The following is a 22,703-nucleotide window of genomic DNA, read 5'->3' as shown; positions in this document are numbered from 1 at the left end:
GCAATACGCACCTGAGCTCGCAGGCCGCCGGCGTCGCGTCGGCGGGCAGGGGACCACCGCGCCCATGGACAGATAGAACGTTCTGTCTTGACAGCGTCGAGTGAACCGGTCATGCTGTGGAACGAACGTTCAGTCTACCTGCTGAATCGCGCATCCACTTCTTCAAATACTTGGAAGGATCATCGTGACCACCGTTGACTCACCTACCGCCGGAGGAATCGCGGCGGCGCTGCGCCGGCTGTACTTCGTGCGGTTCGCGTTCGCCATCGTCTGGGCCGTCCTGCTGTTCACCACCAAGCCTCACCTCGGGCCTCTCGCCGTCACTCTGCTCGTCCTGTATCCCCTGTTCGACGTCGCCGCGGCCGTCGTGGACGCTCGTTCGTCCGGTGCCAACGGGCCGGCTCGTGGCCTGTACGTGAACATCGCGATCAGCCTGCTCGCCACCGTCGGTCTGGCGATCGCCAGCGCCTCCGGTGTGCCGGCGGTCCTGCGCGTGTGGGGCGCCTGGGCGATCGTCGCCGGGCTGATCCAACTGATCGTGGCCGTCAGCCGTCGCAAGATGGGTGGCCAGGTGCCGATGATCCTCAGCGGGGGTCTGTCCGTGCTGGCCGGCGGGTCGTTCTTCGCGGGTGCCTCCGCGTCGAACCCGGCGCTGACCAACGTGGGCGGCTACGCAGTCCTCGGCGGCATCTTCTTCCTTGTCTCGGCGATCCGTCTCGGCCGCGCTACCAAGGGGAACTGACATGACCACCACTTACGACGTCGTCATCATCGGCGCGGGTCCGGTCGGGGAGAACGTCGCCGACCGACTCGTGCAGGGCGGCCTGAGCGCCGCCATCGTCGAGCGGGAACTGGTAGGGGGCGAGTGCTCCTACTGGGCATGCATGCCGACCAAGGCGTTGCTGCGGAGCGCGGCGGCGCTCCGGACGGCCCGGCAGGTGCCCGGCGCACGTGAAGCGGTGACGGGTGACCTGGACGTGGCCGCGGTGCTCCGCCGTCGCGACTCCTTCGCCTCGAACTGGCAGGACGAAGGACAGGTGTCCTGGCTCGAATCGGTGGGCGTTCCGCTGTACCGCGGACACGGCCGGTTCAGCTCTGATCGGGTCGTCGAGGTGACCGGCGAGGACGGCACCACGACGACGCTGACCGCACGGCACGCGGTCGTCGTCGCTACCGGTAGTGGCGCGCTGGTTCCGGACATCGAAGGCCTCCGCGAGGCTGCACCGTGGACCAGCCGGGAAACGGTCGCGGCGAGGGAGATTCCGGGCCGGCTCGCCATCATCGGTGGCGGGGTCGTGGCCTCGGAAATGGCGACCGCGTTCACCGATCTGGGGTCGTCGGTGACGATGCTGGCTCGCGACGGCGTGCTGCACCTGGCGGAACCGTTCGTGGGAGAGCGAGTCGCGGAGTCGTTGCGGGACAAGGGCGTCTCGGTGCGCATCGGGGCCGAAGCCGGTGCCGTGAAACGCAACAACGACGGGACGGTCTCCATCACGCTGACCAACGGCGAGCAGGTCGACGCCGACGAACTCCTCGTCGCGATCGGCCGCACTCCGAACACACAGGACGTCGGACTGGACACCGTCGGCCTGACGCCGGGTGCGTGGCTCACGGTCGACGACACGATGCGGGTCGTCGGGGACGACGGCGCGCCGATCGGCGACGGGTGGCTGTACGCCGCCGGAGACGTGAACCGGCGCGTTTTGCTGACGCACCAAGGCAAGTACCAGGCCCGCGCGGTGGGCGACGTCATCGTGGCGCGCGCGAAGGGTGAAGCGGTCGACGACGGCCAGTGGGGCCGGCACGCGGCGACCGCCGACGAGCGCGCGGTGCCGCAGGTGGTGTTCACCGATCCGGAGATCGCGTCCGTGGGACTGACCGCGGCCGCCGCCGAGGCCGCCGGGCTGCGGATCCGGGTCATCGACTACGACCTGGCCGCCACCGCCGGATCTTCCTTGCAGGCCGAGGACTACCGCGGTCACGCCCGGATGGTCGTCGACGAGGAACGGAAGGTGATCGTCGGGTTCACCCTCGTCGGCCCGGACGTCGCGGAGATGCTGCATGCGGCGACGATCGCCGTGGTCGGCGAGGTTCCGCTGGACCGCCTCTGGCACGCGGTCCCGGCTTTCCCCACCGTCAGCGAAGTGTGGCTGCGGCTGCTGGAAGCCTACGGCCGCTGACTGGTCCGGCTGATGTCTCGCCCCGGGCCGATCCCACCGGGCCGATCCCACCGGGCCGAGACACCAGCGCACCTTGCCCCCGAAGGTGGGCGGCAAGCGGAAAATCTGAGGAGTGACAGCGGCAGCGTAGTGCTCTACTGTGTAGTGGACGTTACATCTACTTAGGGAACGTTACATACAGGAGTCCGAGATAGCGGACGCCTCCCTCGGCCCGGCGAGATGCTGCACACAGTCACTGGGCGCGTCGGCGCCCCGTCAGTCTTAAGAGATCACCAGGAGAAGGCACATGCCATACGCACTCGGCATCGACGTCGGCGGCACCTTCACCGACGCCGTCGCATCGGACGGCGCGGGCAGAATCGTTTCGGCGAAGACGCCGACGACCCCGGACCGCCGCGAGGTCGGCGTCATGCGCGCGATCGAGGAGTTGGCCGGCGAACTCGGGATCGGCGTCGGAGAACTGCTCTCGCGGACTGACTACATCGCTCACGGCACGACGGCGTCCATCAACGCTCTCGTCCAGGGGTCGGTGGCCGACGTCGGGCTCATCGCCACCAGAGGGCACCGCGACGCGATCTACATCATGAACGCCGAGGGCCGGACGCTCGGCCGGTCGGCCCACGAGATCCAGGACACCCTGCGTGGGCGCAAGCCCGCACCGCTGATCCCGAAGTACCGCGCGCTCGAAGTCACCGAGAGGATCGACTACGCAGGTCAGATTCTGGTCCCCCTCGACGAAGACGAGGTGCGGCGGGTCGCGCGGCAACTGGTGGACCAGGACGTCGAGGCCATCGCGGTGTGCCTCCTGTGGTCGTTCAAGAACGGCGTCCACGAACGCCGGATCCGCGAGTTGATCCACGAGATCGCCCCGGACATGTACGTGACTCTCTCCTCGGACGTCAGTCCTCGCATCCGGGAGTTCGCACGAACCTCGACCACCATCATGAACGCCCAGATCGGTCCTCGGCTGCGTACCTACCTCACCCCGCTTCAGGAGAAACTGGAGCAAGGCGGTCTGAAGGGCCCTTTGCTGGTCATGCAGAGCGAGGGCGGCACCATCACCGCCGACCGGGCACCGGAGCACGCCATCACGACAGTGGGATCGGTGCTGTCCGGCGGTGTCATCGGTGGCATGCGCCTGGCCGAGCAGCTCGGGCATCACAACGTGATCACCACCGACGTGGGCGGCACCACCTTCCTCGCGGGGCTCATCGTCGACGGCGAGCCGGTGATGGCGGCCGGCTCGATCGTGAACCAGTTCCCCATCAATGCCGCCACCATCCAGGTGCACACGATCGGCTCCGGCGGCGGTGCGCTCGCGTCGGTGGATGCCGGAGGCAACCTTCGGCTCGGCCCGCAGAGCGCCGAAGCTGTTCCCGGCCCCGCCTGCTACGGCAACGGCGGCACCCGACCCACCAACACCGACGCCAACCTGGTCCTCGGGATCATGAGCGAGCGCGGCCTGCTCGGCGGGAAGAAGCCACTCAGGGCCGACCTCGCGCGGCTGGCGATCCGGCAGCACGTGGCCGAGCCGCTCGGCCTCACCGTCGAGGAGGCCGCCATCGCCATCCACGAGGTGCAGAACGCCCAGGCCGGCGACCTGCTCCGCCGGGCCGTGGTCCAGGCGGGCTACGACCCACGCGACTTCGTCGTCTACGCCTTCGGCGGTGCCGGCCCCGCCCACTGCGCGGGCTACTGCCAGGACCTCGGTGTGAGCGAGGTGATCGTGCCGCTCGGCCCCGTCGCGTCCGCCTTCTCGGCGTACGGGCTGGCCGCCTCGGACGTGATCATCAGCGCCGAGTTCTCCGACCCCTCGGCGTTCCCGATCGACCACACGGTGCTGGAGTCCTACTACGAGCGGCTGGAGAGCGACCTCCAGCGCGCACTGGACCGGCAGCAGGTCAAATTCCAATCGGTCACGCTGCAGCGTGAGATCGACCTGCGTTATTCGATGCAGGTCTCCGAACTCACCACGCCGGTGCCTGCCACCCGGTTCACCGCGGAGACCGGCGAAGAGATCCTCGAGCGTTTCGAAGAACACTACGAGCGCATCAACGGATCAGGGGCGGGCTACCGTGCGGCCGGCGTCCAGGCCATCACCTACCGGGTTCGGGCCAAGGCCAACCTGGGCTTCCCGGTCGAGCTTCCGCGCATCGGGGACGCGGCCGGGACCGACCCCTCCGAGGCGCTCATCGAGGAGCGGTCTGTGTGCCTGGACTCCCAACTCGGCTTTCAGCCCACTCCCGTGTACGACTACGCACTTCTGCGCGCCGGTCACGAGTTGGTCGGCCCGGCGGTGGTCGACGTGCCGACCACCGTGGTGGTGGTGCCGGCCGGCGTCACGGGTCGTGTCGACCATCTCGGCAATCTCGTTCTGAGCTACCAGTGAGGACGTCGGACATGAAGACCACCATCCCCGGTTCGGACAAGTTCACCAGCCGGCCGATTTCCCCCGAAGAGCTGCTGAGCCGGATCTCACCCGACCTGCACCTGCATCACGTCGACGACGAGCGGGTCGGTCAGGTCGACGCACTGACCTACGAGGTCGTCCGGCACCGTCTGTGGGCGATCACCCAGGAGATGGGCGAGACGCTGCGGAGGATGTCGGGCTCGCACGTCGTCACCGAGTCGAACGACTTCAACTTCTCCATCTGTGACGAACTCGGCGAGCAGGTCCAGGTCGGGACGTACAACATCGGTTTGATCGGGTCGATGGACCTGGCGATCTACTGGACCCTGCAGCATCGCAGTCACAATCCCGGAATCGCCGATGGCGACATGTTCTTGTGCAACGACCCCTGGATCGGCGGCGGGCTGCATCAGAACGACGCCGCCATTCTGGCTCCGATCTTCCATGACGGACGGTTGTTCGGCTGGACGACGGCGATCGCGCACCAGGTCGACCTGGGGGGTTCACGCCCAGGTTCGTTCAGTCCTTCGGCGAAGGACGTGTTCGACGAGGCGGTCCCGACTCCGCCACTGAAGATCGTTCGCGACGGCGTCCTGCAGCAAGACGTCGCCGACGCGTGGGTGCGCAGATCGCGGCTGCCGCACATGGTCGGCCTCGACCTGCGGGCCAAGATCGCTGCGAACAAGAACGCCGCCGAGCGCATCCTGCGGCTCATCGACAAGTACGGCGCCGACACCGTCAAGGCGGTGATGCGCCGGATGATGAACGACGCGGAGAGCCGGTTGCGGGCCAAGCTCGAGAACCTGCCGGACGGAACCTGGACGGCCGTCGGCTACCAGGAGCAGTCCCGGACCGGTGAACGTAATCTGCACGCCATCAAGGTGGCTTTGACCAAGCAACGGGATCGGCTCGTGTTCGACTTCCGCGGCACGGCTGAACAAACCGGCATCATCAACTGCCCCTACCCGGGGCTGCGCGCCGGCGTCGTTTTCACCGTGCTCCCGTTGCTGGCGGGTGACATTCCCTGGGCGGCCGGCGGCCTGATGCGCTGCTTCGAGATCATCACCGACGAGGACACGATCACCAACGCCTCCTTCCCGGCGGCCGTCGGCAAGGGACCGTTCGGCCCGGCGTGGGGAGCGGGCAATCTGGTCGCCGAAGTACTCGCGAAGATGCTGGACGCCGCGCCGGCCCACCGCCGCGATGTCCAGTCGATCTGCAACGGAACGACCGACCTCTGCGTCGTGTCCGGCGTCGACGTACGCGGTGGTGGCCGCAAGGGTTTCGTCTCGCCCATCTTCGACGTGATGGCCGGCGGCTACGGAGCTCAGGTCCACTACGACGGTGTCGACACCGGAGGCCGCCTCATCATTCCCTCCGCGCGGGCACCAGACGTCGAGATGACCGAGTACCTCTACCCACTTGTCGCGCTCTGGCGTCGGGAGCAGACCGATTCCGGGGGACCAGGTCGCCAGCGGGGCGGTATGAGCGGCTCGGTCTGCTACGTGCAGCACCCGGACCAGGACACCCCGATGTCGCTCGTCGTGTCCGGGAACGGAAAGGCCGCGAACCAGAACGTCGGCTTGGCCGGGGGATACCCGGGCAATTCCCAACTCGACATCGTGGTGCGCGACGTCGCCGTGCCTCAGCTCGTGGGGGCGGAGAGCATCCCCGGCGACTTGGACCAGCTCGGCGGCGAGGCGGAGGTGCTGCCCTGCGAGGGCGAGTCCGTGCTCGGCCCCAACGACGCGCTCTACCTGCACTGGCAGGCAGGTGGTGGGTACGGTGATCCGCTGCTCCGGCCCGCCGCAGGCGTGGGGGAGGACCTGCTGCAGGTCCGGGTATCCCAGGGAGCAGCCCGGGACGTGTACGGCGTCGTCCTCGGAGAGGACGGGGAGGTGGATACGGCCGCGACCGATGAGGCGCGCCGAGAGATCCGGCAGCGCCGTGCGCAGAGATCGGGCCTTTCCGCCGTGGATCTGGAGACGGTCGGCGAGCCCGACCTCAGGCAGGCCCGTCGCCTCGACGACAACCTCGCCGTCGTGGACTCGGCGAGCGGAGGCTCGGTTGTCTGCGTCCACTGCGCCACGGTGATCGGACCGGTCGCGGACGGAGCGTTCGTGTCAGCGCTGGCACGCACGGACTCCTTGCCGACCGAGGCCGGGCCGCACATCTGGAGCGACCCGTCGGTCTACGTCGACGCCGAGATCGTGTTCCGCCAGCTGTTCTGTCCGGGGTGCCTGACGGCGGTCTATTCACGCGTGGTGCCGGTCGACCACCCGCTGCCCGATGACGTCTACCGGAGTTTCGCATGACGAGCGAGCAGCGCCGGCCGTTGGTCCGCGTCGATCAGCTGACCAAGTACTTCGGCAACACCTGTGCTCTGGATCGCGTGGACCTCACGGTTCACGCCGGCGAGGTGCTGGCCGTGGTCGGGCACAACGGGTCCGGCAAATCGACCTTGGTCAAGCTGCTGGCCGGGTTCCACACGCCCGACGGCGGCACCATCGGCCTCCAGGGTGAAGCCGGTCCCGAGACCGAGTTGCGGTTCATCCATCAGGACCTGGGGTTGGTCGGATCCCTGTCCACGGTGGAGAACCTCGGACTCGGCTCGACGTCGGACGGCCCGCCGTGGCGGCGCCTCCGCAAGATGGCCGAGCGGCTTCAGGCCGACCAACTGGTCGCACAGTTCGGGGTGGACTTCGACGTCGACGCGTTGGTACAAGAGCTCTCTCCGGCGGAGCAGACGATCGTGGCGATCGCCCGCGCCCTGCGGGGCTGGAACGAGGAGCGGGACGTCGTCCTCGTCCTCGACGAGCCGACCGCCGCGCTGCACGGGGCAGAGGTCGACCGGCTGATGGCCGTTGTCCGCCGGGTGGCCGAGCGGGGAGCCGGGGTCCTGTTCATCTCGCATCGCCTCGACGAGGTCCTCGGCGTCGCCGACACCGTTGTGGCGCTGCGGAACGGTGCCGTGGTCGGCAACCTCCCCTGCTCCGAGACCGACTACGCGGGATTGGTGGAGCTGGTAGCGGGCGGCGTCGTCGAGGAGCTGCAACGCCGTCCCGCCGAGCGCGGCGACGTGGTACTCCGCGTCAATGCTCTGCAGGGCGGGGTGATCCGGGACTTCGACGTGACCGTGCACGCGGGGGAGATCGTCGGCGTGGCCGGCATCCTGGGCTCGGGACGCGACGAGCTGTGCGCCACGATCTTCGGCGGGCGTCGAAGGACCCGCGGCACGGTGCGGCTCCGGGACAACGACCTCGCCTCCGGAGATCTTCGCCAGTCCATTCGGCGGGGTGCCGCGTTCGTGCCCGGTGACCGGCACCAGCACGGCGCGGTGATGACGATGACCGCGACCGAGAACCTCGCGTCCGTCCGCGTGCCCGGAGTCGAGGGCCGGTGGCGGCGGGTCCGGAAGTCACACGAGTCACGCGAGGTCGCCGAGTGGTTCGCCGCGTGTGGGGTGGTCCCCGCCCGGCCGGAGATGCAGCTGTCCCAGTTCAGCGGCGGCAACCAGCAGAAAGTGGTGCTGGCCAAGTGGCTGCGCACCCACCCGAACCTGCTGCTCCTCGAGGAGCCCACCCAGGGAGTGGACGTCGGCGCCAAGGCGGTGATCCACCAGTTGATCGTGCGGACCGCCAACCAGGGCGCCGCGGTGCTGGTGGCCTCATCCGAGGCCAAGGAGCTCGCGCAGCTGTGCGATCGCGTCCTGGTCCTGGCCGACGGGGTCGTCGTCGACGAAGTCGCGGGCCAGGAGCTGACCGAGGCCCGGATACTCCACGCGAGCGTGCCCGCATGAGCGCCGCGGACACCAGCCGGAAAGCGGCCCCGAACGAGAGTTCCACGACGTCAGGAGAGCACGCCCAGATGCCCGCCAACAGCACCGGCCAGACGCAGCGTGGGTGGCACGGCCTGCTCCACAGTCTCGCCTTTCACAACATCAGCGCGGTCTACATCTGGGTCGCCATGGTGGTCCTGTTCTCGCTTCTGGTCCCCGAGACGTTCCCGACGGTGGACACCGTCCGGATCGTCCTCGCCGACCAGGCCTTGACCGCGATCCTGGCCATCGGTCTGGTGCTCCCGCTCGCGGCGGGGGCCTTCGATCTCTCGATCGGGTCGCAACTCGGCCTGGCCGCCATCGTCGTGGCCTGGATGCTGTCGGTCCAGGATCTGGGCCTGTGGATCTCCGTACTGGGCACCCTCGCGGTCGGCGCGGCCGTGGGGCTGATCAACGGCCTGCTCATCGTGAAGGCGAAAATCAGCTCGTTCATCACGACCCTGGGCATGAGCTCCATCATCTTGGCCGGAATCTCGTGGATTTCGCACGACGCCCAGATCCTCGACCTCGGGGCGGACTTCCAGGAGATCGCGACCCACCCGATCGTCGGGGTGCCGCTGTCGGTCTATGTGATGGTCGTGCTCGCCGTCTGTGTCTGGTACGTCCTCGACAACACCCACCTGGGCCGTGCGGTATACGCCACCGGCGGGAACGCCGAGGCGGCTCGACTGTCCGGGGTCCGCACCGGGCTGGTTGTGGTGTCGTGCCTGGTGAGCTGCTCTCTGCTCGCCTCGGTGGCAGGCATCCTCCTCAGCTCTTCGCTCGCGACCGGCGACCCGACGATCGGGCCCGGCTACATGTTGCCGGCGTTCGCGGCGGCGTTCCTCGGCTCGACCCAGTTCCGCAACGGGCGGTTCAACGTCCTCGGGACAGTAGTCGCGGTCTACGTCCTCGCGACCGGGGTCAAAGGACTCCAGCTCGCCGGCGCTCCGGTCTGGATCCCGGAGCTCTTCAACGGCGTCGCGTTGCTGGTCGCGGTGGCGGTGAACCGACGCCAGGGCTCGGCGCGCCGCGCCCGCTCGGCCAGGGCCGCGACGCGCGTCGCCGCCGAACGTGCCGTCTGAGCGCAATCGCTCGAACGACTCTCAGCGGGCCTCATGCACCACCTTTCGCATCAAGGAGAACCCCATGAACAGACGTAGATTCGCCCTCGGCGCCACCGCGACGCTGGCTGGCCTGGCGCTGGTTGCCGGCTGCGGGAGCAGTAAGACGGGAACGGCGTCCGCCATCGCAGTGGACGTCCAGACGAAGGCCAAGGAGATCGTCACGCCGTACGAAGGCCGGCCTGGTGCCTTTCCGGTCACCGAAAAGCTCAGTTCGCCGGTGCCTGCCGGCACGCGCATCGCCTACATCGACAACGGGAACGCGCTGGTCTCGCTCATCTTCCGGCTCATGCAGCCGGCCGCCGCGGAACTCGGCATCGACCTGTACGCCGTTCGGGCAGGTACTTCGGCCAGCGGCGTACAGGCCGCGTTCAGCACCGTCGTCCAGCAGCGCCCGGATGCGGTGATCAACACCGCCATCGACCCCGCGCTGTGGGACAACCAGAGGCGGCAGCTCATCGCCGCGAAGATTCCGATCGTCTCCCTCGGCACCGTGGCCGCCGCGAGCAACGGGCTCGTGCAGCCGAACGGCGCGGCCGCGTTCGAGCGACAGGGCCGGCTCCAAGCGGCCTGGCTGGTGGCCAACAACGACAAGTCGTTCGAAGCGGTGCTGTACGAACACAACGAGCTCGCCTATGCCGCCGCGGTCAAGAAGGGGTTCGAGAGTGAACTGGAAGAACTGTGCCCCGACTGCGTGGTCAGAGTCGTGCAGATCCCGATCACAGAGATCGGCAACAAGGCCCCGGAGCGGATCGTCAGCGATCTGCAGGCGCACCCGGACACCCGCGGGATCGTCTTCCAGTCCTCCGCGGCGGCGACGGGACTGCCTGCGAAGCTCAAGGTCGCCGGGCTGAAAGACGTCCAGATCGTGGGGGCGAACCCGCTGCCGACCAACCTGCAGTACCTGAAGGACAAGCAGTCCACGGTCGAGCTGGGCACGGACCTCAACACCCTTGCCTGGACTGCCATGGACACCGCGGCGCGCCTGATCGTCGGCCAGAAGTTGCAGGAGAACGTGGACAACGGTGACGCACTGGTGCACCAGTTCCTGCGCCCGGAGGACATCACCTTCGATCCCACGCGTGGGTTCTCGGCGTACCCGGACGTCGCCGACCGATTCAGAGCACTCTGGAACCGATGACCCGCTACGAGCGCCGGCGCCATCCGGCCGGGGGCCGTCCCGGCGATGCCGCGCGCCAGACCTCTGATGGCCCGGTGCCGAATGGGAGTGGTGCGCTCAGCAGCCGCGACCTCATCCTGAACACCGCTCGCACTCTCATCTCGAGCCAGGGGTACGACGGAATGGTCATCTCCGACCTGTCCGAACTGTCCGGGCTGCCGCCGAGCTCGATCTACTACCACTTCGGGAACAAGCTGGGCGTGCTCGTCGCGCTCCTGGAGCGGACGTTCGAGGACCTGCACGCTTCGTTCCCGAGCCCGTCGTCCTTCGACGACCGCCCGCCCCTCGAGCGCTTCGAGCTCTGGTTCACCGCGGCCTGCACCGCTCTCGATCAGCGGCCGGAGTACCTCCGGCTGCTGCTGGCGGTCAGCATCGGTTCACATGCGGAGGCCGACACCGTGCGCGGAACGGTACGCCGGATTCGCGACTACGCCCACACGTCATGGGTCGAGGCGCTCACCCCGGTCTTCGCGCCGGTGGACTCCCCGGAGGACGCGGAGCTCGTCGAGCAGTTGGCGGTGCTCGGCCGGGCGATGACCGACGGGCTGTCCGTGACCACCAGCTTCGACGGTACGACGTACGTGTCGCACGTGCCCGCGTTCGTCGCACTGGTCCGCGGTTTCGCCGAGGACCGAGAACGATCTCGTCGCCCCTAGATGGTTGCTCCCTGGAAGGGTGTCAGTGGTCGCAGGTGTGGGCCGGCCCGGCGAATGACCACGGCCGATCACGTTCGGCGTCTGCGGGGCGACGAAGACCTCCGGTCGGGTATGAGCGTCAGCAGCTCACAACTCGCCGGAGGTCTTCGGATTTCTCAGGCCACCGCGCCGGCAGCAGATCTCATGATCTCTACGCCTGCTCGATGTCCGAGAACAACCCCTTGAACGGAACAGTGGTCCCCACGAGCGTGCCGAAGAGATCAGCGGCAGCGGACGTCGCGACTGCGGCGGAGGCGTCCTCGTAGCTGTCGAAGTAGAGGTCGAGCGTGCGGTACGCGGGGGTAGCAGTGCCGTCCTCCTTCGGCCACACCTTGGCGGATTCGAGCCGCAGCAACTTCGGAAACTTCGCTGCGGCCAGCTTCACCTCCGCGTAGGCGCGCTCGAACTCGTTCGGGTCCGCGGGGTTGTCGATGATCAACGTGATCTTGGTGGGCATGGTGCTCTCCTTGCGGCTTGCCGTACGAACCACCAGGTTGGTGGAACGAACGTTCTGTTACAAGAGACCTTAACCATCTGTGCATGCCAGGGTCAAGACCGAACGTTCTATCCGTTCCACCATGGCCAGACCGAGCAAGACGACGAAACGCTGTTGTAGTTCTAGCGGCCGGATTCGGTCGACTGGCGCTCGGCATTGATCCGAAGGAGTCCTTCGATGCCGCGGAGGAAGGTCTCGGACACCAACGCGGGATCGAAAAGGCAGCCGGCTGCCATGGCGCCGTCGCGCAGCATGACGAAGTGGCGGGCGGCCGCATGCGCCGTTGGGTCGTGGACCCGCGCCATCATCATGGTCAGTGTGTCGAGGAACCACTGACGGTGGGCGATGATCTCCTGGTGGACGGGTTGGTCGGTGGCGGGATACTCCGCCGCGGCGTTCAGGAAGGCGCAGCCGCGGAACCCGGGGGACTGGATGGAGTGAGCGATCGAGCCCGCAATTGCCAGCAGAGCGTCAACCGCTGATGGGTTGTCGGCGATTGCCGTTTCGACCGCGGCGCGTTCCATCTGGTGGACTTCGCGCAGGTAGGTGAGCACGAGGTCTTCCTTGCCGGGGAAGTGCCGGTAGAAGGTAGCCCGGGTCACCTTCGCCTCGGCGATGAGACGGTCGACCCCGACCGAATGGATGCCCTCGGCGTAGAAGATCCTGGTTGCCGTGGTGAGCAGCCGCAGCCGCGCCTCAGAGGGTCGGGTTTCGGGTTCGCCTAGGGTCATGCGACCATCTTACCGGATAGAACGTTCGGTCTCCGATTCCCGGAGATGGCCGCGTCTCATCCTCACCCGGCAGCAAGGACGGCTACCTCGGCGCCGCGCGGGTCGCTTCGTCGGCCGGGACCAGGATTCGCAGGCGCAGTTCCGGGTGGCCGGTGGGAACGGTCTGCAGCTGGTGCAACGCCAAGGCGCCCAGCTGGGCGTGCCTGATGGTCTTGCGGGTCGGCTCGTAGGCGCGTACGTCGTGTTCGGCCCACCATTCGCGGAAAGCCGGGCTGGTCGTGGACAGTTCGGTCACCAGGTCCACAAAGGACTGCTCGCCGGGGCGGCGGGCGTACTCCGCGCGGAAGTCCGCCAGATTCGCCCGCGCCGTCTCGCGCCAGCCGGGTGCTTCGGACCACTCGGTGCCGAACAGCCACCACAGGAGGTTGCGGCGACCCGGTGGCGCGGCGACCAGGTCGTGCAGTACGAGGGCGGCGGCGGGGTTGTGCGCCAGGATGTCCAGGCGCGGGCCCAGCAGGTACGCCGGATGCGGACGCAGTGCGTCGACGATCTCCGCCAGGTCTTGCGGTGCTTCGCGCGGGTAGCCGCCACCGCCGACCGGGCGGGTGACGCCGGCGAGGTGGAACAGGTGCACGTGCTCGGCCTGGTCCAGTCGCAGTGTCCGGGCGAGCGCGTCCAGCACCTGCGGCGAAGGCGTGACATCGCGGCCCTGCTCCAGCCAGGTGTACCAGGACACCCCGACCCCGGCGTGCAGGGCGACCTCCTCGCGCCGCAGCCCGGGGGTCCGGCGGCGGCGCCCGTCGTCGGCAAGGCCCAGGTCGGCCGGGCGGACCGCGGCGCGGCGGGTGCGCAGGAAATCGGCCAGCTCGCGGCGGCGGGCGGCCGAAGGTGGTGGTGCCACACCCACGATAAGCGCTCCTCTCCACTTTTCCGCCGGCCGGCAGCAGCCTGGGCAGCATGACACAGCAGCCCACGATTCCCGGCTACCTCACTGGTACCTGGACCATCGACCCCGGCCACTCCGAGGTCTCGTTCACCGTCCGCCATCTCATGATGACCCGCATCCGTGGCCGGTTCAGCCGCTTCTCCGGACAGCTCACCACCGCGGCGAACCCGCTCGAATCCCGGGTGAGCGCAGAGATCGACATGGCTTCCATCGACACGAACAACGCGGCGCGCGACGCCGACCTGAGTTCGGGCAACTTCTTCGACATCGAGACGTTCCCGGTGATGACCTACCACTCGACGTCGCTGGAACCCGACGGCGACGCCTTCCTGCTGCGCGGCGATCTCACGTGCCACGGAGTCACCGCCGAAGTACCGCTGCGGCTGGCGGTCAACGGCTTCGGCACCGGCCGGTTCGGCGACCGGCGTGCCGCGTTCACCGCCACCGGCGAACTCAGCCGCAAGGCCTTCGGCATCAGCCTCGACCTGCCCCTCGATGGCGGCGGCGTGGTGATCGGCGACCGGATCGAGATCGGCCTGGAGATCCAGGCGGTACTCGGCTAGAACTCGCGCACCACCGGGAGCGGCTGAACGGTTCGGCTACCTGCCCGACCGGGAAGACCGCGCAGGAGAAACCAAGCGCCCGACGGCCCGAAGGAGGGCCCGAAATTCTGCCCCGTTCGGCCGCACTCCCAGGCGGGCGTACATGGTCGCGTCCGCGTATTCCGCCATTCTGACGATCTTGCCATCATCGATAGCGAATCGAGTCACGTAGCTGTTGCGATACGGTTTGCCCGTTCGAGCGACGACCATGTCCCCCTTCCCGCTGAAGAAGATCTCGTTGCCGCGCGCTGAAACGGTCCATCCCGGGTCGCGCCAGATCAGCGGGGTGAATTTGTCGAACAGCGCCTTCGTGTAAGCAAGGATTTCCTCCTTTCCCTTGACATCGGCAACACAGAATCCCCTTCGTCTGCCGGCGATGATGTCCACGACACCGTCAGCGGTTTTGGTCCCGGCCGAATGCATGAACAACTGCCGCGCGGCGGCCGCCAAAGTCGCCGCAACAGCATCAAGGTCCTTCGCGTGGACCGCGTCGATGAAGTCCTGGGCCAGCTTCAGCGCCGCTTCGGATTCAGCGGTCGACGTCGATTCGGTCATGACTTTCCTCCTGTGTGAGCGTCGCCGCGCACCAATCTGCGCGACGTCGCGCAGGTCGGGAAGACCTTGTCGAGCCTGGTACCGGCAGGGCCAGGCAACGCAGCCGGGCACCGTCGGCCGCGCCGGGCACGATGGTGGATGTGCCCAGCGACGACCGGACGGAGTTCGGGGAGTACCTGCGCCGTCGACGGGCGGGAATGACTCCGCCCGAACCGCCCCTCAGGGTGCGTACGTCGCGGCGACGGGTTCCGGGCCTGCGACGTCAGGAACTGGCCGACATCGCAGGGATCTCCGTCGAGTACTACACCCGCCTCGAACAAGGCAAAGCGCCGCGTCCCTCTCGCGAGGTCCTTGCGGCGCTGGCGCAAGCATTCGAGTTCTCGAAAGCCGAGCGAGACCACCTGTTCCGGCTCGCCGGCGAGCCACCTCCCGAACTCGAGTTGCCAGAGGCCACTATCCGTCCCGGGCTCCTGCGAATGCTGCGCGGCCTGGCGGACACGATGCCGGTCACCGTGCATGACGGCCGTCTGGATCTGTTGGCGCTCAACGCCGCCGCTACCGAACTGCTCCAGCCGCTCGCCGCCACTGGACCCTACGGGCGCAACATCGTCTACCAAGTCTTCACCGCCACGGCGCTTCCCGACATCCTCGGCCACGACGGCGCGGAACAACTCGTCCGAGTCGCGGCAGCAGAGCTCCGCTTGTACACCCCTGGAAACCCTGCCTGACCTCTCGGCCGGATCAGCCGCCGCGCAGCCCAGCCACCACGAACTTCGCACTCCGCCGACACCAGCCCTGTTCCGCCAGAGCAGCGACCGGGGCGGGCTGTTGCGGCGTCGGGTGAGTGACGTCGCCCACAAGCGCTTGCTCCTGCCACTGGTGTCAGCTTTTACGTTTCTCGGCGTAACCGATCCGACAAGGTGGGAAGTACATGAGAATCGCTGGATCCACAGTGCTGATCACGGGCGCGAACCGTGGTCTGGGACGCGCCTTGGCGCATGCGGCGCTCGCCCGCGGCGCCACGAAGGTCTATGCCGGTGCGCGCGATCCCGACACCGTCGATCTCGACGGCGTCACACCCCTTCGCCTCGACATCACCGACCCCCGGTCCGCGGCCGAGGCCGCTTCCTCCGCCTCGGACGTCGACATCTTGATCAACAACGCCGGCGTGTCGACCGCCAGCGACCTGGTGACCGGAGACCTCGACACCATCCGCCTCGAGATGGAGACGCAGTTCTTCGGAACGCTGAACATGGTTCGCGCCTTCGCGCCCGTTCTGAAGAGCAACGGAGGTGGCGCCATCGTGAACGTGCTGTCCGCGCTGTCCTGGTTCTCCATCAAGGGTGCGAACGCGTACGCGGCGTCGAAAGCCGCCGAATGGAGCTTGACGAACGGGGTGCGGCTGGAGCTGGCCGCCCAGGGCACCACCGTGACCGGTGTCTACCTCGGCGTTGTCGACACCGACATGACGAAGGACTACGACGGTCCGAAGCTACCCACCTCGATGGTGGCCGGCACAGCACTCGACGGACTCGAAGCCGGCAAGATCGAAGTACTGGTCGACCAGTGGAGTGCCGACGTCAAAGCAGCGCTGGCCCGGGATCCGCGGGAATTCTACGGCGCGCAAATCGCTTGAACGGAAACAGTGCCTCCTGGCCGTGCCGCCGGCGTCGTGAGCCGTCGGCGCGGCTATCGGGGTGCATGGGAGGCACCGGCGTGGAGAAGAGCCGCGATCACGGCTCGTATGACACCAGGAGGACGAAGTTGCGGATCGGCGAGCTGGCCGCCCGGACCGGGGTGAGCGTCCGGTCCCTGCGCTACTACGAGCAGCAAAGGCTGCTGACCAGCAGCCGCAGTACCGGCGGGCAGCGGAACTACACCAAGAACGCGATCGAGCGCGTCGGCTATATCCGGCGCATGTTCGCCGCCGGCCTCACCAGCCGCACCATCGCCGACCTGCTTCCGTGCGTCGACTACCCCGGCGAAGACACCGCCGACTCGGCCGCGGAGCGGATGCTGCGGGAACGCGATCGGCTGAGCGAGCACATCGCCGAACTGGTCCGCACCCGCGACTCACTCGACGAGCTCATCGCCACCAACCGCGCCTATCGCACCGCCCTCTGAACGACGACCTGCACTCGCTCACCCGAATACCTCGGATTCGAAGGGACCTCAGATCAGCATCGTGCTGAACGTGGCGCTTGGTCTCGAGCCGACGATGACGCCGCTTTTCGAGGAGCTCGTCAGTATCGCGCGATGGTGACCGGCGCGATCGTCCCGGTCGACGGCGGCCCCGGCGCCTGATCGCGACAACCCCCGTACCCCGGGCCGCGGGCCTTTTCGTTCCTTCTGAACGCAGGGCCTCATCCTCGCGATCTATCCGTTCGTTCGGTTGGACTGGCTGAGGCTTTGGTCGTACTCCGTGCGCGCGGCTGCGATCTGGGTCAGATGGCCGTTGCTCCACGCGATGAGCGGGGCGGCAGCGTGCAGAAGGCTGGCGCCGAGCGGGGTGAGTTGGTAGCTGACGTTGGGCGGCATGACCTCGTGAACGGTGCAGGTGAGGATGCCGTCGCGTTGGAGGCGTCGCAGCGTGACGGTCAGCATTCGCTGGCTGATGCCGTCGACAGCATGTTTGAGTTCGGTGAAGCGCCACGGACCGTCGCTGAGGTTGGAAACGATGTACAGCGACCACTTGTCGGCCACCAGATCCAGGACTTCGCGAACGTCGCAGGTGGCCGCCTCGGTGCGGGTATCTGGGGTATTCACGGTTACCTCCATGGGACCTGGTCACGCGAATGTGCCTGATTGACGCCTTGATGGATCGCCCACAGGATAGATCACGACGGTTCTTTTCGAGAACTGGGTAACTATGGGGAACTACCGTCGCCGTCCCTTTCGATTTCTGAGCAGTAGACGAGGCATAGATGAAGGTCGTCATATTCGGCGCTGGTTTCGTCGGCAGTGCGTTGGCGCGGGGGTTTGCCGCCCGCCGGTACGAGGTGATCGCTGTCTCGCGGCGCCCCAGAACCGATCTTCCGGAAGAGGTCAGCAATGTCACCGGGAGCGTGCACGATCCCGCGTTTCTCCAGGAGGTGACCTCCGGTGCGAAGGTCATTGTCTCGGCGCTCCCTGCCCTTGACGATGCCGACGGGCCGGGAGCGGGCGTGGCGGTCCTCCTCCGGTCCGCCGAGGCAATCGGAGCACGCTTCGGGGTTGTCGGCGGTTCGGCGATTCTCCCGGTCGTCGAAGGTGGGCCTCGTCAGGCCGACACAGCCGACTTCCCCGCCTGGCTCGTTCCGCGCGCCGAGGCTCACGCACGGACGCTGGAGTTGCTCAACTCCGCACCAGGCGGCGTCGATTGGCTATTTCGTTCCAGCGGCGGATTTCGGTCCCCACCACCCCGGCGTTCGTACGGGTTCCTATCGCACCAGCACCACTGCGCAGGTCACCGATGAAGAGGGTCGTTCGGTGATCGGCGTGGAGGACTATGCCATCGCGTTCGCCGACGAACTCGACAAACCGAGCACCCATCGCGGCTGGCTCGCGGTCGGCTACTAGCCAAGCAAATAGCGGCTACCAGGCAAGGAAACATCAGCACGATCTCTACTGCCGCATGCGCCGAAGCAGACACCGAACGGAGCTTGATCGTGATTGTTGTGACGGGAGCGACAGGCAACGTCGGCCACCCGCTGGTGCAAGTGCTGACCGATGCCGGTGAAAGGTGACCGCGGTGTCGCGTGGGTGGCTCGGGTGGATCTTCCGGACCCGCCGTCCGACCCGCAGGACATCGCTGAGACGGCGGCCGTCGTACTTCGCCAACCGGGACATGGCGGCAAGGTGTACGTGCTCACCGGGCCGGAGGCGACGCCCTCCTCGGCCGGTCTCCACACCATTTCACCGACTGGGTCAGGCGGAACGTGATGGCGTTCCGCGCCGGCTGAGGCGCCTTCAGGCGCCGGTCTTACGCATCGACGATTCAACCAACGAAGGGACACACAAACCGTGACCAGCAAGAAGATCATCGCAGTGGTGGGCGGGACCGGATCGCAGGGTGGCGGCCTGGTACGCGCCATCCTGGATGACTGGAACGGGCCGTTCTCGGTGCGAGTACTGACCCGAGACCCGGGTTCGGTCAAGGCGAAGGAATTCGCCGCGCGCGGTGCCGAGGTCGTCCAGGCGGACCTTGATGACGAGGAGGGCCTGGGTACCGCGTTCGAGGGCGCTTACGGCGCGTTCGTCGTCACCAACTTCTGGGCGCAACTCACTCCCGAGCAGGAGGCGCTGCGTGGCGGCGCGCGAATGGAACTGGATCACGCTGCCAACGCCGCGCGGGCAGCCAAAGCCGCTGGACTCAAGCACGTGGTGTGGTCGACGTTGGAGGACACCCGCCCGCATTTCGAGTTCCTCGGCAGCGAGCCCCCTACCATCGGCGACGGCTACAAGGTGCCGCACTTCGACGCCAAGCACGAGGCGAACGCCGGCTTCATCGCCCTGGGCGTGCCCACGACCTTCCTGGAAACCTCGTTCTTCTACGAGATGTTCATCGCCGCCGGACTGAGCCCGCGCCGCGACTCGACGGGCACGGCGGCGCTGACCCTGCCGATGGGTGACAGCGTGATGGCGCTCGTAGCCGCTGAGGACATCGGGCGTACCGCGTACGGCATCTTCCAGGCCGGCGCTCGATTCGTCGGCCGTACGGTCGGTCTTGCCGGTACCCATGCCACAGGCAAGCAATTGGCCGACCTCTTCGCCAAGGTGCTCGGCGAGCCGGTCGTCTACCGGCCGATGACTCACCAGCAGTTGCGTGCGGCCGGATTCCCGGAGGCCGAAGAACTCGGCAACATGTTCCAGTTCTTCACGGAGGCGGCGGAGACGTTCGTCGGCAATCGTGATCGCGACCTGATCCGCACGATCAATCCCCGGCTCCAGACCCTCGAAGACTGGCTTGCCGAGCATCACGAGCAACTGAAAGCCGCACTCTGAAGCCCCGCGCCACCGGCGCCGGCACGGCCGCGATGACGAGCCTCGTCGCGGTCACCTGAGTCAGATACGTCAGTTGACCGATGTCCCCGGTCCAGCGCCACACCTACTCTCAACGCCTACAGCGCAAGGAATTCACAGAGATATCGGCGAGGTGAGGGTTCCATGGGACTTGCAGAGGATGATCAGCGGTCGTCGGCCCACGGTGTGTTCGGGGCGTTGTTCGCGCTGGTCTGTGCGATCGCGCTGTTGCCACCGGCTTACATCGCGTTCTCCAGGCAGCACGGCCTGATCGCGGCGGTTCCGGCATCGATCTGGTACCTGCTCCTGGTCTCGGCCGCCGCGATCGCGGTGACCTTCGGGCTGGAGCGCCGGAAGGGGGCCCTGGACTGATGATCGTCACCTTCGGCGCTCTCGGCGCCTTCTTCGTAGTGATCGTCTCCGTGCTGCACGTCTCGAAGCACCGCCGCGACGTCGCGTCGTCGTTCAGCAACTACGCCGTGGGCGAGCGTTCCTTCTCCAGCTGGTTCGTGTCGATGGCCTACACCAACTCCTGGTGGCCGGGCTCAACGTTCACCGCGGTCTTCGGCCTGGCGGTCGCCGGCGGCGTGATCGGCCTCTACTTCCTCGTGTACTCCGTCCTGGGCGTCGTCGCGATGTACTTCATCGCCCGACCGGTGTGGAAGTGGGGAAAGCAGTTCGACCTGCGCACCCAGGCCGACCTGTTGTCGCTGCGTTACGACAGCCCGCCACTGAAGCTGGTCGCCAGCGCCATCAGCGTGGTGGCTCTGCTGCCGTGGCTCATCCTCGGACTCGTCGCCATGGGGGCGGTCATCCAGTGGGCATCCCTCGGTCGTCTCTCGGTCGCGGAATCGATCCTGATCGGCATCGTCGTGCTCGTGGTCCGCCAGTTCTGGACCGTTCAGATGGGCATGCGGGGCCTGATCATCACCGACATGGTCCAGGGGATCGTCGCCTACCTCGGTTCCGCGCTGTTGTGCCTGGGTTTGTTGTTCTTCTACTTCGGCGGAGTCTCGAACCTGGGGCGGTTGACCGAAAGCCAGCTGAGCCTGCCCGACTTCGGGTCCGAAAGCGGCGGTCTGTACTACTTCGGCATCGTCGCGGCCGGCATCATCGGCAGTTTGTGCTGGCCGATGATCTTCACCCGCATCTACACCGCTGCCAGCGTGCAGGAGGTCAAGAAGGGTTCGCTGCAGACGATGGTCATCGGTTTCGTGTTCTTCGTGCTGCTGGTGGCTGTCGCGTTCTGCTCCGCGCCGCTTCCGCTCGCCGCGCAGCACCCCGGCTCCGCCTTCTTCGCGATCTCGCAGGACGCCGGCGGGACCTGGTTGCTGGCGTTCGCGTTGGTCATCGTGTTCGCGGCCGGCATGGGCTTCGTCGACGGCATCACTCAGGCCATCGGCACCCAGGTCGCGAACGACATCGTTGGCGTGGTCCGTCCGCTGCGCGACAAGCAAGAGCTCTACCTGGCCAAGGGCGCGATGGCGGTCTCCGCGGTGATCGCCGCCGTCGTCGCCTACCGGATCTACGACTCGCCGAACCTGGCCGGTGTCACCCAGCTCGCCTATCAAGCCATCATCCAGCTGGCCGTCCCGATCTTCGGCGGCCTCATCTGGCGTCGAGGCAACCGGGCCGGCGCGATCAGCGGGCTCCTGGTCGGCGCCGCGGTGGCGTTAACGCTGACGTTGCCCTACATGGACATCGGCGGTGCCGTGCCCTGGCTCGCAGGTCTCGGTTCCGGTCTGGTGGGTCTGGTTGCGAACCTGGTCGTCTTCGTCGCCGTGAGCCTGGTCCGAGCCAGCGATCGCGCCGAACTCGATCAAGTTGACCAACTCTTCCGTGCTGCGCGAACCCGGATCTCGTCGGCCGGCACCCCGGAGAGCCCGGCAGGCGCCTCGGATCCGGTCCCCGACCCGGTCTGACCATCCGTCGCCATCCCGGCGCTCGCGCCGCGGTGACGCGAGCACGAGCGGCTCCGGCCGGCGACTTCGACCCTCCGAGCCTTCCTACAGCCACAAACCAGAGGGAACACCATGACCAAGATCGAGCAGACCGTCGAGATCCCGCACCTGGGCGGGTCGTCCGTCGGGGCCACCTTCGGCAGACCCTACGACCCCGCGCTCCCGACGTTGGTGATGATCAACTCCTATACGACCTCGGCCGAGTTGTACCGACCACAGTTCGCCGACCCGGCGCTGACCGACGCGGTGAACCTGCTCGCGCTGGAGCCCTACGGACACGGCCGCACCCGAGCGTCGTACCAGCACTTCAGCTACTGGGACAGCGCGACCGCGAACCTGCAGGCCCTCTCCGTCCTGGGCATCAGCGAGGCTTTCGTGCTGGGTACCTCTCAGGGCGGTTGGATCGCGGTCCGTATGGCCCTGTTGGCTCCTGATGTCGTGAAGGGCCTGATCCCTCTTGGGACGTCGATGGACACCGAGAGCCAGCGCAGCCGGGACCTGGGGTGCTGGGACGGGGTCGGGTTCTGCAGCCCTTTCATCGATGCTTTCGGCGAGCCGGTCGGCGACGACTGGACCGTGCCCGACGGGTTCGTGGACGACACCTTCGACGCGGCGTTAGGCGGCTTGTCGGATGAGGAACGCGCGTTCTGGCTTGCCACCTATCGGGCCAACTACGCCGGTGACGCCGGTCGCCAGCGGCTCCGCCTCTGCACGCTCAACCTGCGGGACCGCGACGGCCTGCACGGGAGGTTGGACGAGGTCAGCCCGCCGATCCTGTGGCTGCATGGCACGGCGGACCAGGTGTACTCCGTGGCCAACGCGGAAGAGGAGATCAAGCTGTTCACCCGTTCATGCGAGGCGCGTCTGCAGGTCATCGAGGGCGGGCATCACTTCCTGAGCGCCTCGAAGCCGATCGAGGTCGATGCCGCGGTGGCAGAGTTCGTAGGTCGCTGGACGTGACCCGCCCTGTGCGCGTGCTGCCACGTACGGACAACTCACTCAACG

Annotated in this window: 23 protein-coding genes; 18 read left to right on the top strand and 5 right to left on the bottom strand. The window is 67.2% G+C overall.

Annotated features, from left to right (window positions below):
• The first annotated feature begins 184 nt into the window (after positions 1-184).
• The 8 genes from ABD255_RS42590 (at position 185) to ABD255_RS42555 (ending at position 11,367) form a co-directional block, all read left to right on the top strand.
• Positions 185-742 (top strand): hypothetical protein, encoded by a 558-nt coding sequence (locus ABD255_RS42590; RefSeq protein ID WP_344222575.1) that lies wholly within the window; start codon positions 185-187, stop codon positions 740-742.
• A gap of 1 nt (position 743) precedes the next feature.
• Complete coding sequence (locus ABD255_RS42585; protein ID WP_344222574.1) at positions 744-2,180, top strand: dihydrolipoyl dehydrogenase family protein; 1,437 nt, start codon at positions 744-746, stop codon at positions 2,178-2,180.
• 286 nt (positions 2,181-2,466) lie between these two features.
• Positions 2,467-4,569, top strand: a complete 2,103-nt coding sequence (locus tag ABD255_RS42580; protein ID WP_344222573.1) for a hydantoinase/oxoprolinase family protein — start codon at positions 2,467-2,469, stop codon at positions 4,567-4,569.
• An 11-nt stretch (positions 4,570-4,580) separates the two neighbouring features.
• Complete coding sequence (locus ABD255_RS42575; protein ID WP_344222572.1) at positions 4,581-6,905, top strand: hydantoinase B/oxoprolinase family protein; 2,325 nt, start codon at positions 4,581-4,583, stop codon at positions 6,903-6,905.
• Entirely contained in the window at positions 6,902-8,389 is a 1,488-nt protein-coding gene (locus ABD255_RS42570; protein WP_344222571.1) for a sugar ABC transporter ATP-binding protein, read from the top strand. Before ABD255_RS42575 ends, ABD255_RS42570 begins: the two co-directional genes overlap by 4 nt.
• Positions 8,386-9,492 (top strand): ABC transporter permease, encoded by a 1,107-nt coding sequence (locus ABD255_RS42565; protein ID WP_344222570.1) that lies wholly within the window; start codon positions 8,386-8,388, stop codon positions 9,490-9,492. The genes ABD255_RS42570 and ABD255_RS42565 overlap by 4 nt, the downstream gene beginning before the upstream one ends.
• Before the next feature lie 64 nt (positions 9,493-9,556).
• Positions 9,557-10,672, top strand: a complete 1,116-nt coding sequence (locus ABD255_RS42560) for a sugar ABC transporter substrate-binding protein (RefSeq protein ID WP_344222569.1) — start codon at positions 9,557-9,559, stop codon at positions 10,670-10,672.
• Positions 10,669-11,367, top strand: coding sequence for a TetR/AcrR family transcriptional regulator (locus tag ABD255_RS42555; protein WP_344222568.1), 699 nt, complete (start codon positions 10,669-10,671; stop codon positions 11,365-11,367). Before ABD255_RS42560 ends, ABD255_RS42555 begins: the two co-directional genes overlap by 4 nt.
• A 190-nt stretch (positions 11,368-11,557) precedes the next feature.
• Here the strand turns inward: ABD255_RS42555 and ABD255_RS42550 are convergent, their stop codons facing one another.
• The 3 genes from ABD255_RS42550 to ABD255_RS42540 all read right to left on the bottom strand — a co-directional run bounded on the left by ABD255_RS42550 (position 11,558) and on the right by ABD255_RS42540 (position 13,540).
• The gene (locus ABD255_RS42550; RefSeq protein ID WP_344222567.1) at positions 11,558-11,863 is read right to left on the bottom strand and encodes an EthD domain-containing protein; all 306 of its coding nucleotides are present in this window, start codon (positions 11,861-11,863) and stop codon (positions 11,558-11,560) included.
• A gap of 161 nt (positions 11,864-12,024) precedes the next feature.
• Positions 12,025-12,633 carry a TetR/AcrR family transcriptional regulator gene (locus tag ABD255_RS42545; protein ID WP_344222566.1) on the bottom strand — a complete coding sequence of 203 codons (609 nt, stop codon included), beginning with the start codon at positions 12,631-12,633 and terminating at the stop codon, positions 12,025-12,027.
• An 82-nt stretch (positions 12,634-12,715) separates the two neighbouring features.
• Positions 12,716-13,540, bottom strand: a complete 825-nt coding sequence (locus ABD255_RS42540) for a helix-turn-helix transcriptional regulator (protein WP_344222565.1) — start codon at positions 13,538-13,540, stop codon at positions 12,716-12,718.
• A 50-nt stretch (positions 13,541-13,590) separates the two neighbouring features.
• On the opposite strand from ABD255_RS42540, the gene ABD255_RS42535 reads away from it, so the two are divergent.
• Positions 13,591-14,142, top strand: coding sequence for a YceI family protein (locus tag ABD255_RS42535; RefSeq protein ID WP_344222564.1), 552 nt, complete (start codon positions 13,591-13,593; stop codon positions 14,140-14,142).
• Between the two features lie 36 nt (positions 14,143-14,178).
• Here ABD255_RS42535 and ABD255_RS42530 read toward each other — a convergent pair whose 3' ends face one another.
• Complete coding sequence (locus ABD255_RS42530) at positions 14,179-14,736, bottom strand: nuclear transport factor 2 family protein (protein WP_344222563.1); 558 nt, start codon at positions 14,734-14,736, stop codon at positions 14,179-14,181.
• Between the two features lie 140 nt (positions 14,737-14,876).
• Here ABD255_RS42530 and ABD255_RS42525 point away from each other — a divergent pair, with 140 nt between their 5' ends.
• From ABD255_RS42525 to ABD255_RS42515, 3 genes are all read left to right on the top strand, one after another.
• Positions 14,877-15,464, top strand: coding sequence for a helix-turn-helix domain-containing protein (locus ABD255_RS42525; RefSeq protein WP_344222562.1), 588 nt, complete (start codon positions 14,877-14,879; stop codon positions 15,462-15,464).
• A gap of 203 nt (positions 15,465-15,667) precedes the next feature.
• On the top strand, positions 15,668-16,372 hold the full coding sequence (locus tag ABD255_RS42520) for an SDR family oxidoreductase (RefSeq protein WP_344222561.1): 705 nt from the start codon (positions 15,668-15,670) through the stop codon (positions 16,370-16,372).
• A gap of 80 nt (positions 16,373-16,452) precedes the next feature.
• A complete protein-coding gene (locus tag ABD255_RS42515) occupies positions 16,453-16,860 on the top strand; it encodes a MerR family transcriptional regulator (RefSeq protein WP_344222560.1) in 408 nt (135 codons plus the stop codon).
• Positions 16,861-17,112: 252 nt separating this feature from the next.
• On the opposite strand, the gene ABD255_RS42510 is transcribed toward ABD255_RS42515, so the two are convergent.
• Complete coding sequence (locus ABD255_RS42510; RefSeq protein WP_344222559.1) at positions 17,113-17,514, bottom strand: winged helix-turn-helix transcriptional regulator; 402 nt, start codon at positions 17,512-17,514, stop codon at positions 17,113-17,115.
• Between the two features lie 146 nt (positions 17,515-17,660).
• On the opposite strand from ABD255_RS42510, the gene ABD255_RS42505 reads away from it, so the two are divergent.
• From ABD255_RS42505 to ABD255_RS42480, 6 genes are all read left to right on the top strand, one after another.
• The gene (locus ABD255_RS42505; protein ID WP_344222558.1) at positions 17,661-18,191 is read left to right on the top strand and encodes an NAD(P)-dependent oxidoreductase; all 531 of its coding nucleotides are present in this window, start codon (positions 17,661-17,663) and stop codon (positions 18,189-18,191) included.
• Between the two features lie 253 nt (positions 18,192-18,444).
• On the top strand, positions 18,445-18,657 hold the full coding sequence (locus ABD255_RS42500; protein WP_344222557.1) for a hypothetical protein: 213 nt from the start codon (positions 18,445-18,447) through the stop codon (positions 18,655-18,657).
• Positions 18,658-18,738: 81 nt separating this feature from the next.
• Positions 18,739-19,719 carry an NmrA family NAD(P)-binding protein gene (locus tag ABD255_RS42495; protein WP_344222556.1) on the top strand — a complete coding sequence of 327 codons (981 nt, stop codon included), beginning with the start codon at positions 18,739-18,741 and terminating at the stop codon, positions 19,717-19,719.
• A 162-nt stretch (positions 19,720-19,881) separates the two neighbouring features.
• Positions 19,882-20,109 (top strand): hypothetical protein, encoded by a 228-nt coding sequence (locus tag ABD255_RS42490; protein WP_344222555.1) that lies wholly within the window; start codon positions 19,882-19,884, stop codon positions 20,107-20,109.
• Positions 20,109-21,659 (top strand): sodium:solute symporter family protein, encoded by a 1,551-nt coding sequence (locus ABD255_RS42485; protein WP_344222553.1) that lies wholly within the window; start codon positions 20,109-20,111, stop codon positions 21,657-21,659. The genes ABD255_RS42490 and ABD255_RS42485 overlap by 1 nt, the downstream gene beginning before the upstream one ends.
• A 111-nt stretch (positions 21,660-21,770) precedes the next feature.
• Positions 21,771-22,658 carry an alpha/beta fold hydrolase gene (locus ABD255_RS42480; protein WP_344222552.1) on the top strand — a complete coding sequence of 296 codons (888 nt, stop codon included), beginning with the start codon at positions 21,771-21,773 and terminating at the stop codon, positions 22,656-22,658.
• Positions 22,659-22,703 lie beyond the last annotated feature (45 nt).

The sequence above is a fragment of the Kribbella sancticallisti genome (genome assembly GCF_039530625.1).
Lineage (GTDB): Bacteria > Actinomycetota > Actinomycetes > Propionibacteriales > Kribbellaceae > Kribbella > Kribbella sancticallisti.
The sequence above is the reverse complement of the archived record's forward strand: the minus strand, read 5'-3'. Positions and strand labels throughout refer to the sequence as shown.

What these genes read in the sequence shown, in the direction of transcription:
- ABD255_RS42585 (WP_344222574.1), top strand. Translation starts at nt 744, where the DNA reads ATGACCACCACTTACGACGTCGTCATCATCGGCGCGGGTCCGGTCGGG.
- ABD255_RS42580 (WP_344222573.1), top strand. Translation starts at nt 2,467, where the DNA reads ATGCCATACGCACTCGGCATCGACGTCGGCGGCACCTTCACCGACGCC.
- ABD255_RS42575 (WP_344222572.1), top strand. Translation starts at nt 4,581, where the DNA reads ATGAAGACCACCATCCCCGGTTCGGACAAGTTCACCAGCCGGCCGATT.
- ABD255_RS42570 (WP_344222571.1), top strand. Translation starts at nt 6,902, where the DNA reads ATGACGAGCGAGCAGCGCCGGCCGTTGGTCCGCGTCGATCAGCTGACC.
- ABD255_RS42565 (WP_344222570.1), top strand. Translation starts at nt 8,386, where the DNA reads ATGAGCGCCGCGGACACCAGCCGGAAAGCGGCCCCGAACGAGAGTTCC.
- ABD255_RS42560 (WP_344222569.1), top strand. Translation starts at nt 9,557, where the DNA reads ATGAACAGACGTAGATTCGCCCTCGGCGCCACCGCGACGCTGGCTGGC.
- ABD255_RS42555 (WP_344222568.1), top strand. Translation starts at nt 10,669, where the DNA reads ATGACCCGCTACGAGCGCCGGCGCCATCCGGCCGGGGGCCGTCCCGGC.
- ABD255_RS42550 (WP_344222567.1), bottom strand. Translation starts at nt 11,863, where the DNA reads ATGCCCACCAAGATCACGTTGATCATCGACAACCCCGCGGACCCGAAC.
- ABD255_RS42545 (WP_344222566.1), bottom strand. Translation starts at nt 12,633, where the DNA reads ATGACCCTAGGCGAACCCGAAACCCGACCCTCTGAGGCGCGGCTGCGG.
- ABD255_RS42535 (WP_344222564.1), top strand. Translation starts at nt 13,591, where the DNA reads ATGACACAGCAGCCCACGATTCCCGGCTACCTCACTGGTACCTGGACC.
- ABD255_RS42530 (WP_344222563.1), bottom strand. Translation starts at nt 14,736, where the DNA reads ATGACCGAATCGACGTCGACCGCTGAATCCGAAGCGGCGCTGAAGCTG.
- ABD255_RS42520 (WP_344222561.1), top strand. Translation starts at nt 15,668, where the DNA reads ATGAGAATCGCTGGATCCACAGTGCTGATCACGGGCGCGAACCGTGGT.
- ABD255_RS42510 (WP_344222559.1), bottom strand. Translation starts at nt 17,514, where the DNA reads ATGGAGGTAACCGTGAATACCCCAGATACCCGCACCGAGGCGGCCACC.
- ABD255_RS42505 (WP_344222558.1), top strand. Translation starts at nt 17,661, where the DNA reads ATGAAGGTCGTCATATTCGGCGCTGGTTTCGTCGGCAGTGCGTTGGCG.
- ABD255_RS42500 (WP_344222557.1), top strand. Translation starts at nt 18,445, where the DNA reads ATGCCGGTGAAAGGTGACCGCGGTGTCGCGTGGGTGGCTCGGGTGGAT.
- ABD255_RS42490 (WP_344222555.1), top strand. Translation starts at nt 19,882, where the DNA reads ATGGGACTTGCAGAGGATGATCAGCGGTCGTCGGCCCACGGTGTGTTC.
- ABD255_RS42485 (WP_344222553.1), top strand. Translation starts at nt 20,109, where the DNA reads ATGATCGTCACCTTCGGCGCTCTCGGCGCCTTCTTCGTAGTGATCGTC.
- ABD255_RS42480 (WP_344222552.1), top strand. Translation starts at nt 21,771, where the DNA reads ATGACCAAGATCGAGCAGACCGTCGAGATCCCGCACCTGGGCGGGTCG.